The sequence below is a fragment of the Bacillus alkalicellulosilyticus genome (genome assembly GCF_002019795.1).
Lineage (GTDB): Bacteria > Bacillota > Bacilli > Bacillales > Bacillaceae_F > Bacillus_AO > Bacillus_AO alkalicellulosilyticum.
In genome coordinates this window covers 1,785,582-1,799,928 of record NZ_KV917381.1, presented here as the reverse complement: position 1 = coordinate 1,799,928, position 14,347 = coordinate 1,785,582, and the positions used below count along the sequence as shown (strand labels likewise).

General features: G+C 37.4%; 15 protein-coding genes and 1 pseudogene. 5 read left to right on the top strand and 11 right to left on the bottom strand.

The features are described 5' to 3' along the window. Positions 1-3 precede the first annotated feature (3 nt). The 6 genes from BK585_RS09170 to BK585_RS09145 all read right to left on the bottom strand — a co-directional run bounded on the left by BK585_RS09170 (position 4) and on the right by BK585_RS09145 (position 4,375). Positions 4-237, bottom strand: a complete 234-nt coding sequence (locus tag BK585_RS09170; protein ID WP_078553154.1) for a YqzK family protein — start codon at positions 235-237, stop codon at positions 4-6. Between the two features lie 241 nt (positions 238-478). Further along, complete coding sequence (gene fur / locus BK585_RS09165) at positions 479-940, bottom strand: ferric iron uptake transcriptional regulator (protein ID WP_078553153.1); 462 nt, start codon at positions 938-940, stop codon at positions 479-481. A gap of 107 nt (positions 941-1,047) precedes the next feature. Next, a complete protein-coding gene (gene spoIIM, locus BK585_RS09160) occupies positions 1,048-1,689 on the bottom strand; it encodes a stage II sporulation protein M (RefSeq protein ID WP_078553152.1) in 642 nt (213 codons plus the stop codon). Between the two features lie 215 nt (positions 1,690-1,904). Further along, the gene (locus BK585_RS09155) at positions 1,905-2,474 is read right to left on the bottom strand and encodes a hypothetical protein (protein ID WP_078553151.1); all 570 of its coding nucleotides are present in this window, start codon (positions 2,472-2,474) and stop codon (positions 1,905-1,907) included. Positions 2,475-2,667: 193 nt separating this feature from the next. After that, a complete protein-coding gene (locus tag BK585_RS09150; protein WP_078553150.1) occupies positions 2,668-3,825 on the bottom strand; it encodes an endonuclease Q family protein in 1,158 nt (385 codons plus the stop codon). Between the two features lie 13 nt (positions 3,826-3,838). Then, complete coding sequence (locus BK585_RS09145; protein WP_078553149.1) at positions 3,839-4,375, bottom strand: NUDIX domain-containing protein; 537 nt, start codon at positions 4,373-4,375, stop codon at positions 3,839-3,841. 78 nt (positions 4,376-4,453) lie between these two features. Between BK585_RS09145 and mciZ the strand changes: the two are divergent. Then, a pseudogene (mciZ, locus tag BK585_RS24420) lies at positions 4,454-4,558 on the top strand (Z-ring formation inhibitor MciZ); the annotation flags it as partial. A 16-nt stretch (positions 4,559-4,574) separates the two neighbouring features. On the opposite strand, the gene BK585_RS09135 reads toward mciZ, so the two are convergent. Both BK585_RS09135 and BK585_RS09130 read right to left on the bottom strand, forming a co-directional pair. After that, positions 4,575-5,663 carry a DUF3866 family protein gene (locus BK585_RS09135; protein WP_078553147.1) on the bottom strand — a complete coding sequence of 363 codons (1,089 nt, stop codon included), beginning with the start codon at positions 5,661-5,663 and terminating at the stop codon, positions 4,575-4,577. Between the two features lie 124 nt (positions 5,664-5,787). After that, positions 5,788-6,330 carry a TlpA family protein disulfide reductase gene (locus BK585_RS09130; RefSeq protein ID WP_078553146.1) on the bottom strand — a complete coding sequence of 181 codons (543 nt, stop codon included), beginning with the start codon at positions 6,328-6,330 and terminating at the stop codon, positions 5,788-5,790. A gap of 138 nt (positions 6,331-6,468) precedes the next feature. Here BK585_RS09130 and uppP point away from each other — a divergent pair, with 138 nt between their 5' ends. Beyond that, on the top strand, positions 6,469-7,299 hold the full coding sequence (uppP, locus tag BK585_RS09125) for an undecaprenyl-diphosphatase UppP (protein ID WP_078553145.1): 831 nt from the start codon (positions 6,469-6,471) through the stop codon (positions 7,297-7,299). A 37-nt stretch (positions 7,300-7,336) separates the two neighbouring features. Here the strand turns inward: uppP and BK585_RS09120 are convergent, their stop codons facing one another. After that, a complete protein-coding gene (locus BK585_RS09120; protein ID WP_078553144.1) occupies positions 7,337-8,287 on the bottom strand; it encodes a CobW family GTP-binding protein in 951 nt (316 codons plus the stop codon). Positions 8,288-8,504: 217 nt separating this feature from the next. Between BK585_RS09120 and BK585_RS09115 the strand changes: the two genes are divergently transcribed. Together BK585_RS09115 and BK585_RS09110 are read left to right on the top strand one after the other, a co-directional pair. Then, a complete protein-coding gene (locus BK585_RS09115) occupies positions 8,505-9,536 on the top strand; it encodes a permease (protein ID WP_078553143.1) in 1,032 nt (343 codons plus the stop codon). A 19-nt stretch (positions 9,537-9,555) separates the two neighbouring features. Continuing rightward, a complete protein-coding gene (locus BK585_RS09110; protein WP_078553142.1) occupies positions 9,556-10,506 on the top strand; it encodes a TIGR03943 family putative permease subunit in 951 nt (316 codons plus the stop codon). A 197-nt stretch (positions 10,507-10,703) separates the two neighbouring features. Here the strand turns inward: BK585_RS09110 and BK585_RS09105 are convergent, their stop codons facing one another. Together BK585_RS09105 and BK585_RS09100 are read right to left on the bottom strand one after the other, a co-directional pair. Then, positions 10,704-11,561, bottom strand: a complete 858-nt coding sequence (locus BK585_RS09105) for a CAP domain-containing protein (RefSeq protein WP_078553141.1) — start codon at positions 11,559-11,561, stop codon at positions 10,704-10,706. 135 nt (positions 11,562-11,696) lie between these two features. After that, on the bottom strand, positions 11,697-12,731 hold the full coding sequence (locus BK585_RS09100) for a CAP domain-containing protein (protein ID WP_245805805.1): 1,035 nt from the start codon (positions 12,729-12,731) through the stop codon (positions 11,697-11,699). Positions 12,732-12,963: 232 nt separating this feature from the next. On the opposite strand from BK585_RS09100, the gene BK585_RS09095 reads away from it, so the two are divergent. Beyond that, on the top strand, positions 12,964-14,130 hold the full coding sequence (locus tag BK585_RS09095) for an IS256 family transposase (protein ID WP_078551372.1): 1,167 nt from the start codon (positions 12,964-12,966) through the stop codon (positions 14,128-14,130). The last annotated feature ends 217 nt before the right edge of the window (positions 14,131-14,347 follow it).

Genomic DNA, 14,347 nt, shown 5'->3' with positions numbered 1-14,347 from the left:
TTGCTATTCACCAAAATGATAGAAAAACATAAGGCGTTCCACCCATTCAGGATAACTAGATTCACGTTCTTCCATTTGAATCACTTTAATTGCACGCCCTTTTGGTTCATCATATCGGTGATAGCTCTCGTATTCTTTGCTTACCCATAGAATACCATAATAAAATATAAGAGTGCATCCCATAAATATGACAAATACTTTAATAGTGTTTCCTACTAGCGCTAGCCACGATTTCATCTCACATACCTCCACAAATGTTCCGTCCAGTATCCTTTAGTACAAGGTATGCCAAAATTGGTCTAGTTTATACCTAAAATCCTATCATTTTTCTTGAATTCACCCTAAATCTTCCTATATATATCAAAGACGGCACGGCCAGCTTTTTATTTTGCGATGGGCAAAGCCGTTACTCTTCTTCGTTTACTTACAAATAAAATCCCCTATAACGCAAAAAAGCGTCCATTGGACACCTTTTCTCTTACTCTTCTTTTTCCTCTTCTTCAGTTGGATGACATCGATGACAAATCCCATGAAATGTGAGTCTATGGTCCTTAATCTTAAAGTTCCAATCACTTTCCACGATTTTCTCTACATCCCCAAGCAAGTCTTCTTGGATTTCATCCACGGCTCCACATTCTACACAAACTAAATGATGATGAAAATGCTCTGCTCCTTCTTGTCGAAGGTCATAACGCGCAACACCATCGCCGAAATTTATTTTATCTACTACTTTTAATTCGGTTAATAATTCTAATGTACGATAAACTGTGGCTAACCCTATTTCTGGTGCTTTCTCTTTGACAAGGAGGTAGACGTCCTCGGCACTAAGATGGTCTTCTTCATGCTCTAAAAGGACTCGAACCGTCGCTTCTCGTTGCGGGGTAAGCTTGTAGCTTTGTGAGTGCAATTGTTTTTTGATGCGCTCAATTCGATTTTCCATGGATAATGCGCCTCCCTCAACTATTCCCTGCATTTATTATAATCATTTTAAATAAGGGTGTCAAAGGATATTAAAAATAAATAATAATTATTAAATAATAATTATTATTAAACAAAAGTTGATATAACAACTCGCATTACAGCAGGTGACACATACGCTTCTATGACAGATGCAATCGCTAATAAAGCCCCCACACATAAGATAAGCAGTGAATATCGAAGAAACTGTGGAAAAATCGGTTGATTGCTTCGTTTTACAAATTGATTACGGATCATTTTTAAAGAAAATGAAATCGATGCTACCGAAACAATAATAAAAGCCGGTACTAAAATAATATTTTGTGGCATTACAGCAACAAAGGCCAGTAAAAAACCCGACATTCCCATTTGGTTAACTAAAAATCCAACTGTAAAGCCTACAACGACTCCTTTAAGGAATAATAAAATCAAAATCACTGGCAGGCCGATAATCGATAAACCTAATATCCACATTAAGCCAAAATATTTGGCATAATGTGCAAAGGTGTGTGTAAACATGGTTGATGCTTGAGCAAACTCACCATTAGCAACTTGTCCAAAGAATTGGTTCAAATACATATATAAATCGTTCTTCTGCGTAAGGCTCAAACTATTAACGACAATCGCACCAAACACAATTCCTACCAAAAATAACACGATCGTAAAGAAATAGATTGAACGATTTTCTTCAAGGTGATAATAAATGGCCTGTCCTAGTTTATTTGTTTTCATGATCGGATTACCCTCCCAACTGCTGATACTCCAATCTATGAGGTAACAAATGATCCTATGACAGAAAAATAATAGATTTTAATAAAAATACTAGAATAAGAAATTTGTCTCATCACAAAAGGGAGCGCACTCGTATACGCTCCCTTTGCTCTCTATTCTCACCAAAAACATGCAGTTAAATTGTAGAGGTTTTTGCATAACACCAATGAATGAACTTATTTTTTTTCATATTCATACAACATGTATTCAAACGAAATTATAAATGGTTTCTCTACATTACTAACCTTTTGATAATCTAAGTTAACAAGATTCAATTCAGCAGGTCCACCTCCTGTTCCATTAATGATTCCCGCCTCTTTTATTACCTCTTTTTGATTACTATAAATAGACCATTTATTGTTTTTCAAAAAAGATTGACCGCTAATTTGTAAACTACTTAGGAAACGACCTTTTCGATTATTCTTAAAGCTATGTTCACTATTTAATTCAATACTTATCAATCGCCCATCATCTGAACGGATAATTCTATTCAAAATCACAGTAGAACTCTCTTCTTCTACTAAAACTTTATTTATCATTTTCTCCTCACCAGGTTCAAGCGCTAACCAACTTTCTTCAAACTGAAAGTCAACCGGAACGCTATCATTCACAACACTTAGGTCATATCCTTTTTGAAGGTAGATCTTATCTTCTAACGCCTTTGAAGATAGTGGGAAATAAAAACTGCCAATAGAAAGAATAATGATAAGAGTAACAATAACTAGAGCTAATGTATTCTTTTTCAAAAAAAGTTCCTCCCCTGTTCATAATGAACACTAATATAAAATACGTGATTACTTACTAGTAATTACTAGAAAATCCTCCTTTATTTAGATTAATTCAATAAAAAACTTCGCAATTCCTTCTCTCTGGAATTATTTTTCCAAAAATAGTAAGAGGAAAGAGCAAAAGGTAACAAACAACCTTTTGTCCTTTCCTCTATGTTACTTTTCCATATTTACCCGCTCCACCAACTTGAAAATGTAACTGTCCTGTTCTTGCTTTAATAATGTATTCCGCCAGTGATGGGGTAACCACTGTTTGTAGCTGTTCTTCGGTGGCCTCATGTATAATCGCCATATCTGTTCCAAAATGGTCTCTTAATTTTTCAAGTGTTTTAGGACCAAGCTTAGGTATGAATTCGAGAGGGATTTGATGGATGTACGGTGGCCTTTTCGGTCTAGTAGCTTCTCCACGTAATTCCAGCAACCGCTGATACACACCTTTAGTAAATTTTTTATGACCACATCCTAGACATGAATCCCCATCTTTTTTTGGTTCATAACATTTTTCACAACTAGTGAAGTAATATTTACCAAGCTTTGGATTTAACCCAAAATTAGAGATGATTTTTCTTCCGTCGATTCCTTTTAACGCCTTTTTCAATTCAGAAAACGTTGGTTCTTGTACCTCTATCATTTGATATTCTCTAGCGATTTTCTCAAGCGAATGCGCATCCGAGTTTGTTAAAAAAGGATACTTCACTAATTCATCAATTTGTTCTGCCATTGTCGTGTCCGAACTTAAGCCCAGTTCAATCGCATCGATAAGATCGGGGTTAAACACCTCAGAAACACTTTGAGTAACCCCTTTTCCATATAAGCTTTTAAATGGAGTAAAAACATGAGCCGGAATAAACAACCCGCCTAAGTCTTTTACTTTTTCCTGAAACACTTTGCCATTTTCGTATATCCGTTGAGAACTCAATGTGACATTTTTTAACCGCTCTTGAAGCCACATACTAAAATCTTTCATCGCTTTAATCGTCGGTAGAAAAGCTAGCACATGAATGGGACCTTTACAATTGTCATCGTAGATTTCAATTTCTGATCCCAAAAAAAGAGTAATTCCCTCCTGAAAGAAAATGCCTCCTTCTTCATGCTCATACGCCTCTCGCGCGATTATCTTTGCTTCAATTTCATCAATCACCTCTGGGACATGACAATCAATGACGCCAATAAGATCGATTCCTTTAACAGAAGAAGCATATGAGATGATATTGCTTAATGTTAACGTATTGGCTGCTGTTATTTTTACAGGGCGATAAGAGGCCGTTCGCCCAATATGAATATGTAAATCTGCAAACAGTTGTCGCATGTTTTTTCACCGTCTATTTTCTAAGTTGGAGATACTGTACAGCAAATGCCGTTTTCGCATCGTAAATTTCCCTTGTAGTAATCATTTTTTGTGCTTCTTCTAATGTGACCTCAACTAACTCAACAAATTCATCATCATCCAGATTTAAATTTCCCTCTGTTAATTGGTCTGTAAAATAAAGATGAATGATTTCATCCGCAAAACCTGGCGATGTATAAAATGAAGTGACATACTCTAGCATTTCAGATTGATACCCTGTTTCTTCTTCTAGCTCTCGTTTTGCACAAGGAAGAGGTTCTTCTCCAGGCTCTAGTTTTCCGGCTGGGATTTCAACGATGACTTTATCAAGCGCTTTTCGATATTGTCTAATCATCACAAGCTTACCTTCTTTGGTAACAGGTATAACCGCAACCGCACCAGGGTGTTTAATTAATTCACGTTTACTCATTTTTCCGTCGGGAAGCTCAACATCATCAATGACTAAGTCTATGATTCGTCCCTCATAAATCGTCGTTGTGTTGATCGTTTTTTCTAGTAAATGTTTATGCATCATAACGCCTCCTAGTTCTAAATAAAAACTCTTCTTCATAAAGTCTACCATATCATTGAAAGTGCGGAGGTAGTATTTATGAAAGTATATGTAACAAGTAATGGGATTACGTTAGTCGGAAAAGCATGGGAAATAAAAGCGAAACTAAAAGAATACGCAAAAACATATGATACGATAGCGGAAATGAGAAATGCTGAACCTACTCCCCAAGTCGTTGTAACACCCAATATACCGCAGTGGCAACAGCGCAAAAAAAAGCAGGGTCATCGTCATAGTCCCGTCCCATTGTCTTAATTGGCATTGGGTACTGCTTCATTCCATCAACGAGTAGCCTTTCGATATTTTCATTCAATGTCCGGTCTTGATAAATTTCTACCTGAGTATGCTTTAGTTTTTTAATCTGATTATCAATCACTTCATTCCACTCTCTATGTAACAGGGGTAAAGGCAAGACACTTTTTACAAAAGTAAACTGCGATAATGGGGTAAGTATGTGATGACTCAAGCCATAATGTCTATCCCGTTTTTCTGCAAAAGAAATCCGCGGAATCCATACTGGACAGCCACCTAGGCCCCCGATACTATTTGCCCATTCTGCCAACGCCATCCCACTAAATCCGTAAGTACTGCCTGTCCCAACAACGCCTGGACCTAGAGTGACAACGATAACATCGCTAGCCAACACCTCTTTGGCAAACTGCAACGCCGTATGTAATGTAACAGCCTCATAATCTCCACCAAAGGCCTGACCTATTGTAATCGTACTAACGTTTCTATCTTTTTTTATTTCGCGAATATGCTCACTTATCGTAAGAGGCAAGGCCGCTTCATCACTTATAATAACGGTTAATGTAATCTCGCGTTCCCATTGTTTACAGATGGAATAAATAATCGGTAACATGCTATGTAATTCAGCAATCAAGATGTTATCGTTTGTTTTCAATTGAAATTCTTTCGTAAATAACGAGTGATATTCACTTTCCTGTGCTTCTACGGCTAAAACACTATGTTGGGAAGGCGTGTATCTTGCCTTCATAATATGACCTGGTTGCTCACTTTCAAACAACACCGAACTATCTCCCACACTTTTAACAATATCCCAGCCACCTGTTCCAAGCTTTAGTGAAACGGCTGTTGCATTGACAACGACTTTATCTCCAGTGGATACTCTAGGTAACATCGTACGATAAAGCATCGCCTTGTTGGCCCCTTCCGATGTTCCGAGAAGTTGTATTTGATTGTCCTCATATAATATTTCGGTTACTTGCACTACGAGTTCTTTGTACATTTGGACCCCCACTTACCAATCTCATCCATCTATTATAGTACATTCATGAATACAAACAAAATCGCCTGCTAAAAAAGGCACTGAAAAAGGTAAAAACCTAACTTTTTCAGTACCTTACAGGTGATTACTCTTGTACTAATGGAAGTACATATTCTTCTAATACACGATAATTAATTTCCCCAGGTAATACCTGTTGAATGACTTGCTGTTCATCTAATATATAGGTGGTAGGAAAAAATCTAGGCTTGTAGGTTGTTGCTACTACTCCATCACTATCTATAAACGAAGGAAACGTGATTCCATATTCTTCTAGAAATTTTTCTGCATCAACTAGTGTTCTCTCAAATGTAGACATATTAACACCGACAACTCGGATACCTAGATGCCCGTAATCTTGCTCAAATTCCATCAAATCCGGCATTTCATCCCGACAAGGCTCACACCATGATGCCCAAAAGTTGAGGATAATGATGTCTCCTGAAAAATCGGATAAAGAGGCCTCTTCATTTGTAGGCCACAAAGGAGTTGTAAAATCAACGGCAATATTTCCTTGTGCTACCCCGACTACTTCTTTATTGAACTCTGTCACAATAACATACCCGATTAAAATAGCTGCAACGACTAATATAACGATACTTAGGCTTTTTTTCTTGTGAATGGTACTCACCCCTCATTGTCACAATCCACCTCATTATAATAGCTACTTCATTCAATCGGCAACTATTTTTAACAAAAATAACCTTTCTTATTATAAGAAATTTTGCTAGAATAAAGTCGCTAGTCTTTAATTTGAAAGGAGCTCATTATGTCAATTATCGAAGCTTTTATTTTTGGTCTTGTCCAAGGAATAACCGAATTTTTACCGATTTCCAGTACGGCACATATTGTTATCACACAATTATTATTCGGGTATGCCTTTCCTGGACTGGCGTTTGAAATCTTTTTACACATGGCATCTGTATTAGCCGTTATTCTCTATTTCCGTAAAGATATCATTGCCGTTATCGTGGGCTTCTTTTCCTTCTTCACAAACAAAACCGCGGAAAACAAAGTTCATTTTTTCTTTGGAGTGTACATACTTGTAGCTACGATATTAACTGGTGGTTTAGGAATTGTTCTCAGTGACGTTTTCGATGAAACAATGAAGACCCCTTATTTTATTGCTGGGGCCTTGGCTATTACCGGTGTAGCATTAATCTTTATTGAACGTTTTCATCGTTATGGAAACCGTGAAGAAAAAGATATGACATTTAAAGATTCGATAATCGTCGGGCTTGCGCAAACTCTAGCTGTTTTTCCAGGGATATCTCGTTCAGGAGCAACTCTTGTAGCTGGACTATTAGCTGGATTGAACCGAGAAACAGCCGTTCGATATTCATTTTTACTCTCGATTCCTGTCATTTTAGGTTCGACAGTTCTTGCTTTTGATGAAATCGGTTCTGGCATGTTCTCAAGTATTGGAGCACCAGCATTACTTGTTGCCTTTATCACTACATTCATCTTTTCTTGGTTGGGGATTGTTTGGCTTATTTCTTTCCTGAAGAAAAGCAAACTCATTTATTTTGCGATTTACTGTTTCGTAGTCGCTATTCTAGTTGCTTTGTTTATTGACCCTAATACAGTGATGGATTTATAATTTGAAAACTCCTAACGCAATTGCGTTAGGAGTTTTTTCACCTTACAAATTGTTGAGAGAAAGAAGCTTGGATTTCTTCTATATCTAGCTGATATCCAATAATGATCAGGCAAGGGTCTTCTTTTTGTTGGTCATCTGTAGTTTTTGTGAGTTGCAATTGACCTGCAGAATATTGAAATTGAAATACTCTTGGACTTTCCGTGAACTGGACCAATCCCTTTGCACGAATGACATGCTCTGGTAATGACTTTAACCATTTTTCAAAATGAATACGGTCAAGTTCAGGAATGTCATCAATTTTTACTGCCCGGAAATGATGATGCTCATGATGATGGTGATGATGTGAAGCATTAGCGGATACGACGAGACTCTCCATTCGCTTCTTGAGTATGGTTTCAATCGGGACTTCTCCATATGTAGTTTCTATCGTTTCTGTTCCATCCACAATGACGTCCTGAACTTTTTTACGGACTTTTATTTTCGTCTTTTCATCTATAAGGTCTATTTTATTTAAAAGGAGCAATGAGCTATGACTAATCTGTTGCTTTAAAATGGTTCTAATTTCCTTCGAGCTTGAGAACAAACTTTGATACTCTAAATATTTGCTTGCATCGACAAGACTAATAATCGAATACAACTCAACAAGATCAAATAAATCTGGATGCGTTAGTGATTCTACTACTTCTTTAGGGTTGGCAATTCCTGTTCCTTCAATGATAATCACATCAACCTCTTTTTGTGTAGAGAGAAATTGACTTAACTCTGTTCGTAAATCATCTTGGATAGTACAACAAATGCAACCATTCAATAATTCCATAACCGGCTGAGAACCAAACAAACTTTTCTCAACATTTACTTCTCCTAGCTCATTTAAAATCACTGCTGGCTTCTTTCCTTGCTTTTTCATTTCCTCAAGTACTTTTAACAATACCGTTGTCTTTCCACTACCTAAAAATCCAGTAAATAAATAAACAGGTATTCTAGACATCTTCGCACTCCTCCTCTACCATATATATATCATACAAAAAAATAAAAAGAACCACAAATCGTAATCATTACTATTTGTTACTGTTTAACATAAAATCTAGTAATCATACTATAATATTGAAAGATGATAGTAATCAAATAGTAACAATTGACTTTTATCATAGAGCTTAAATTATGTTACAATACATGTTAGCGAACTTCTACTAAAAGGAGCTACTATGAAAATAAAAGATACTTTACTTTCACTAACAAAAGATTTTATAGGAATTCTATTACTACTATTTTTTCTATTACTCTTCTTTAATATTGAATGGATTAAATCTGATAATCCCTTATTCTCGATTCCAGATCAATGGGTTAATGTAAACACGATATTCCTTGGAATCGTGATAGAAGCAGCACCCTTTATCTTATTAGGGGTTTTTGTATCTGCACTCATTCAAGTGTACGTCTCAGAAGATTCTCTTCGACGATTTTTACCGAAAAATGCATATGCGGCTCTATTACCGGCTGCAGTTCTTGGTGCGATTTTCCCGATTTGTGAATGTGCCATCATTCCTGTCGTCAGACGTTTAATTAAAAAAGGGATGCCGCTTCACATTGGTGTTGTCTTTCTTGTTGCTGCACCGATCCTAAATCCTGTTGTTGCTGCATCTACTTATTTTGCTTTTCGAAATGATCTTTCTGTTCTCTACTCAAGAATGGGACTAGCTTTTGTATTAGCCATCTTTATCGGTGGCGTCATGTACATGATTTTTAAAAACAGCGAACAATTAAAGTGGACAACCGAAGAGCTGACTGGTAAAGGTGAAATCCTTCAAGTTCAAATGACAGGTGTAAAAACAAATCGTGTGAAACAAACCTTATATCATGCGGCTGATGAATTTTTCTTAATGGGAAAATTTCTAATTGCAGGTGCCTTTATTGCCGCCTTGTTTCAAACGTTTATGGACAGAAACATTTTACTTGCCATTGGTAGTAATGAATGGTCGTCCACAGGTGTGATGATGGCATTTGCTTTTATTTTATCCTTATGTTCTGAAGCTGATGCGTTTGTTGCGTCTTCGTTCGGAAGTACATTTACAACAGGTTCATTAATTGCGTTCTTAGTATATGGGCCAATGCTTGATTTAAAAAATACAATAATGTTGTTTGCGTTCTTCAGAGTTAAATTTGTACTTGGTTTTATCGCTGTAGTTACAATTTCTGTTTTTGTAGCTGTTATGATCTTACAATTGTTTATTTTATAGTGAAGGAGGAATAACATCTATGAATGAGAAAAAACAAGACCGGAGTTTTCATACGTACATTCGTGGGATAATTCTTATTGGATTTGCTTTGTTAATTCTTGCAATGATAGTGACGGGGAACATCGTCTATTACATCGCTCCCAAAATGATGCCTTTCATTTATTTTGCTACCGTCGTATTTTTATTTTTGGGTGCTGTTCAAATTATAAGAAGTACGAAAAAGGATGAGGAAGAGTACTGCGATTGTGGGGAGGACCATTCCATTACAGGTTCACCCCTTACAAAAATACTCATCTACTCGATCTTTATTGTTCCGATAGTCGCTGGATTCGTTATTCCTGACCGTGCCTTAGATAGCTCAGTTGCTGCCAATCGTGGCATTCAATACGGTAGTGGTGTCTTAAATAAGCCAATTACCACCCCAGCGGAAGCAGAGGACACCTTAGCTAGAGCAGCAGCCTATCTCGAAGACCCTGATGCGTATTTTGAAGGGTTAGAAGAAAATCTTGAAGCAAATAGTGAACACTTTAGTGCCGAAGATTTTTATACAGAAGAAGGCTTTAATAATTACTATTTAGAACTTGCTGAAGAATTGAAAGAGCATGACACCATTGTGGTAACAGAAGAAAATTACTTGGATGTCATGACAGTCCTCGATATTCACATGAACGAATTTCTTGGGAAAGAAATTGAAATCCTCGGTTTTGTATACAGAGAAGAGGATTTCGACGATAATCAAATGGTAGTCGCCCGCTTTGCTATGACCTGCTGTGTAGCAGATGTAGCTGTATATGGAACGATGATAGAGGCGGATGAAGCTTCACAATATGAAAACGATACATGGGTCCGAGTATCAGGTACATTAAACCAAACAACATACGGTGATTTTGCCATTCCGCTCATTCAACTGCGCGAAATTACAGTTGTAGAAGAACCAGACACCCCATATGTATACCCAAGCTTCAGATAAAAAACGGCAAAGCCGTTTTTTATCTGAAGCAAAGCACTGAGCAAAGCCGCTACCTTTTTTTAAAGTCAAACAAAAGTGGTGTTTTTTTGTTTGACGCGTAGCGAGCAAAGCCAGTGCCCTTCCTGAGTTCGCTAATAAGCCTTCTTTTATTACAAACGGCTCAACACCAAAACCTGGTGTTGAGCCGTTTTTCTTAATTACTTAGTAATAAACATTTGCGTCCAATAATGACCTGAGGAATGATACCCGACTCCTATATGAGTATAATTCCCTAATATATTTGCTCGATGTCCATCACTACTCATCCAAGCTTCAACGACTTGTTCAGCTGTTTGTTGCCCATAGGCGATATTTTCAGCCGCTGCACGGTAAGAGATACCATAATGACTCATCATATCAAATGGGGACCCATAAGTGGGGCTTGAGTGAGAAAAATAATTGTTTTGTTGCATGTCTTCAGATTTTCGTCGTGCCACACTATTTACAGTATTGTCGACTTTTAATTCAGAAAGACCATGTTTCTTTCGTTCAGCATTCGTTAACTCGATCACTTTAGCCTCAATCGAGCTTGGACCTGAAACGGTAATTGAATCTGATTTGGAAGGCTCTGTTTTCTCCACTTGCTTTTCTTCTTTAGGTTTTGAGTTTTTAGGCTGTTCACTCGGCTTTTCTACTTCTTTTTTTTGTTCGTTTGGTTGTTTCTTGTTGTCAGAAGGTTTCTGAGTACTTTGCTTTTGTTCGGGTTCTTCTTTTAGAACGATTTCTTTTTCCTCAATTACGGCTTTGTCTTCGTTAGAGGCATTATTTTCATCCAATAACGTCGATGGTTCTTCTTCAAGCGTATCTGACAAATCCACATCCGTTTGTTCTTCTTGCTGCACCTCAATTCCTTTTTTCAGCAGGAATTCCGCTGCTACCATTTCCTTACTTTTCAATACTGAAGCTTTATCTTTTGACACTTCAACTGGGTCGGTTTCATAGGATTTAGTATTTTCTATTTGGCAGCCACTTAAGAGCGCCACCATTATTAAAATGAACAGGCTACTATATCTCATCGTTCATCTCCTTATTGTTTTCTCGTAATCTCTGAAGTTCATTATACAGAAAAGTAGGAAAGAAACAAAGAGGACAAAACAATGGAGGATGCGCAATGGCTTTTACCACTACGCACCCTCCGTATTCATACTATTTTACTTTCTAATAAACATTTGTGTCCAGTAATGACCGTTTTCGTTATAGCCCACACCGATATGAGTGAAATTCCCGTTTAGAATGTTTGCACGATGCCCTTCACTGTTCATCCACGCTTGGACAACTTGTTCTGCACTTCTTTGACCTTGTGCTATATTTTCAGCGGCTGAACTGTAAGAAACACCAAAATCTCTAATCATATCAAATGGGGAACCGTACGTTGGACTTGTATGAGAAAAGTAGTTATTTTGTTGCATGTCATTTGATTTTTCTCTTGCCACATTAGCTAATGTAGCGTCAGCTTGTAAATCAGAAAGCCCATTTTTTCTTCGTTCTTGGTTCGTTAGCTCAATTACTTGAGATTCTATATCACTTATGCCTCCAGCTTGACCGCCTTGAGCAGGAGGGGCTTGTTGTTGTTCTTCTTGGGTAGGTGTTGTTTCCTCTTTAGCAGGCGCTTGCTCCGGCTGTTCAACAGCTTCTTCTCGTGCAGGTGCTTGTTCCACAGTTTCTTGTTGTTCCGGTGCTGGTTGGGCTGGTGTCGGTTGTGTTGTTTCTTGTTGTCTACCTCCAGCTTGCCCTGGCTTTGTTCGTTCTCTTATTCGATTCGCAATTTGTTCTGCCGATAACTGAGAAGTTCCTTTAGGAATTAATTGAGCAATTCGTTCTGGTGTAATCCCTTTTGCATCTTGTGGTAGACGTTGAGCAATTTGAGCTGGCAGAGCTTGCTGCAGTTGCTCACGAGTCAATCTTACAGAACCTTCTGGTAAATGTATAATATGACTTTGACCTTGCGCCTCACCTTCAGCTACTTGAAACTCATACTTTGCATGTTGAACTTGTACAGCTTTTGTATGTGGATATTCATCACTAGGGGTGTCTGTCGCTTCACTTGAAATTTGTCCTAGATAAGTATTCACTCCTTCATCAAGTCCACTTCCAAAATCATTTTCACCCTGTGTTCCAAACTGATTGCAACCCCCAAGTAATATAGCGACCAAAAGCAACATAGTATAGATCATTTTCTTTGTCATTGTAAAGCTCCTTTTTTTCTTTTAATTTGCTTTACCTTGACAACATTTATTAATGTTAGTTTTTGGAAGTTAGTTTTATGTTTTTAACGGACATACATGCCGCTATTTCTGTAAAATAGACTGTTTTCACGATTAAGTCCGTATAATTGTGTAAAAACAAAAAGAGTCATTTTATACCTTCTTGGCTACAATGTTTAACAACCACGAAAAACATGAGAAGAGGGAATATAAAATGACTCAAATACAGTTTAACCTAGATATTGATGTTTTAAAAGAATCTGTGATGAATTCGAATATTGATGCAGTTGTAAAATCTTCAATTGTATTAGTTCTTAATGAGTTTATGGAGAAAGAACGGGATGAGCATTTACAAGCATCTGCCTATGAGCGTTCTCCAGAACGCCGGGATTACCGTAATGGATATTATGAGCGTGAGCTACTGATTAGTATTGGAAAAATTAAATTACGTGTACCTCGTACAAGAGAAGGAGACTTTTCAACTTCTATATTTGAACGGTTTTCTCGCGTAGACCAAGCACTAACTCTTTCTATGTTAGAAATGGTGGTAAATGGGGTGTCAACACGAAAAGTAAAAAACATTGTAGAACAACTTTGCGGAGAAAGTGTATCCAAATCATTTGTTTCGTCCCTAACGGAGAAGCTTGATCCTGTTGTGAATAAATGGGCTAATCGACCACTTAATGTCCAGTATTTTCCTTACCTCTATGCAGATGCCATGTATATTAAGGTGCGTGAACATAATAAAGTTGTACCCAAAGCAGTCTATCTTATGACGGCAATGGATGAGGAAAAAAAGAGGCAAGTTATTGGATTAAAAATAGACCACGCTGAGAGTTTCGAGGCGTGGCAAGGGTTCTTCAGTGATTTAAAAGCGCGAGGACTCCAATCTCCTAAACTTATTGTCTCTGATGCCCATGCTGGATTAAAAAAGGCTATAGACCGAGAATTTATCGGAACTTCATGGCAAAGGTGTTCCGTTCACTTTAAACGAAACATTATTAATAAACTTCCCAAAAAAGGGTCTAGCCAGGTCATAGCAGATTTGAGAAGAATATACCAAACAATCTCTTGTGAAGAAGCAAGGAAATTTAAAGATGACCTTCTCATGAATCACCAAGATAATCCCAAGTTGAAGAAGGCAATTGAAATCCTTGAAGACGGATTTGAAGAATCCATTCAATATTTAAATGAACCAAAAATGTATCAACGACACCTATCAAGTACCAACTCGTTAGAGCGTCTAAATCAGGAAATAAGAAGACGAGAAAGAGTCATTCGTATTTTTCCAAATACACAATCAGCTTTTCGATTAATTGGGGCGCTATTAATGGAGAATGAAAACCTTCAGTTAAATAGGAGATATACTCTAAAGCCCTAAACCAGCGAGCCGCGCGAAGCGAGATTTTGGTTACTTGGAAGGGGGGACCCCCTTCCAAGTAACCAAAATCAAAAACTAACTATATATCATTATAGGTTGTAACATTGTAGCTAAGTAATTTACACATTATTCTGGACTTGACTGTTTTCACTCATTTTTCAGGCAAATAATTGCAACTGAGTCCGTTACAATTATAAACAGGCATTTTTCATGAAAA

Coding starts and splice junctions, on each gene's coding strand:
- BK585_RS09170 (WP_078553154.1), bottom strand. CDS start 237: ATGAAATCGTGGCTAGCGCTAGTAGGAAACACTATTAAAGTATTTGTC.
- fur (WP_078553153.1), bottom strand. CDS start 940: ATGGAAAATCGAATTGAGCGCATCAAAAAACAATTGCACTCACAAAGC.
- spoIIM (WP_078553152.1), bottom strand. CDS start 1,689: ATGAAAACAAATAAACTAGGACAGGCCATTTATTATCACCTTGAAGAA.
- BK585_RS09150 (WP_078553150.1), bottom strand. CDS start 3,825: ATGCGACAACTGTTTGCAGATTTACATATTCATATTGGGCGAACGGCC.
- BK585_RS09145 (WP_078553149.1), bottom strand. CDS start 4,375: ATGCATAAACATTTACTAGAAAAAACGATCAACACAACGACGATTTAT.
- BK585_RS09135 (WP_078553147.1), bottom strand. CDS start 5,663: ATGTACAAAGAACTCGTAGTGCAAGTAACCGAAATATTATATGAGGAC.
- uppP (WP_078553145.1), top strand. CDS start 6,469: ATGTCAATTATCGAAGCTTTTATTTTTGGTCTTGTCCAAGGAATAACC.
- BK585_RS09120 (WP_078553144.1), bottom strand. CDS start 8,287: ATGTCTAGAATACCTGTTTATTTATTTACTGGATTTTTAGGTAGTGGA.
- BK585_RS09115 (WP_078553143.1), top strand. CDS start 8,505: ATGAAAATAAAAGATACTTTACTTTCACTAACAAAAGATTTTATAGGA.
- BK585_RS09110 (WP_078553142.1), top strand. CDS start 9,556: ATGAATGAGAAAAAACAAGACCGGAGTTTTCATACGTACATTCGTGGG.
- BK585_RS09105 (WP_078553141.1), bottom strand. CDS start 11,561: ATGAGATATAGTAGCCTGTTCATTTTAATAATGGTGGCGCTCTTAAGT.
- BK585_RS09100 (WP_245805805.1), bottom strand. CDS start 12,731: ATGACAAAGAAAATGATCTATACTATGTTGCTTTTGGTCGCTATATTA.
- BK585_RS09095 (WP_078551372.1), top strand. CDS start 12,964: ATGACTCAAATACAGTTTAACCTAGATATTGATGTTTTAAAAGAATCT.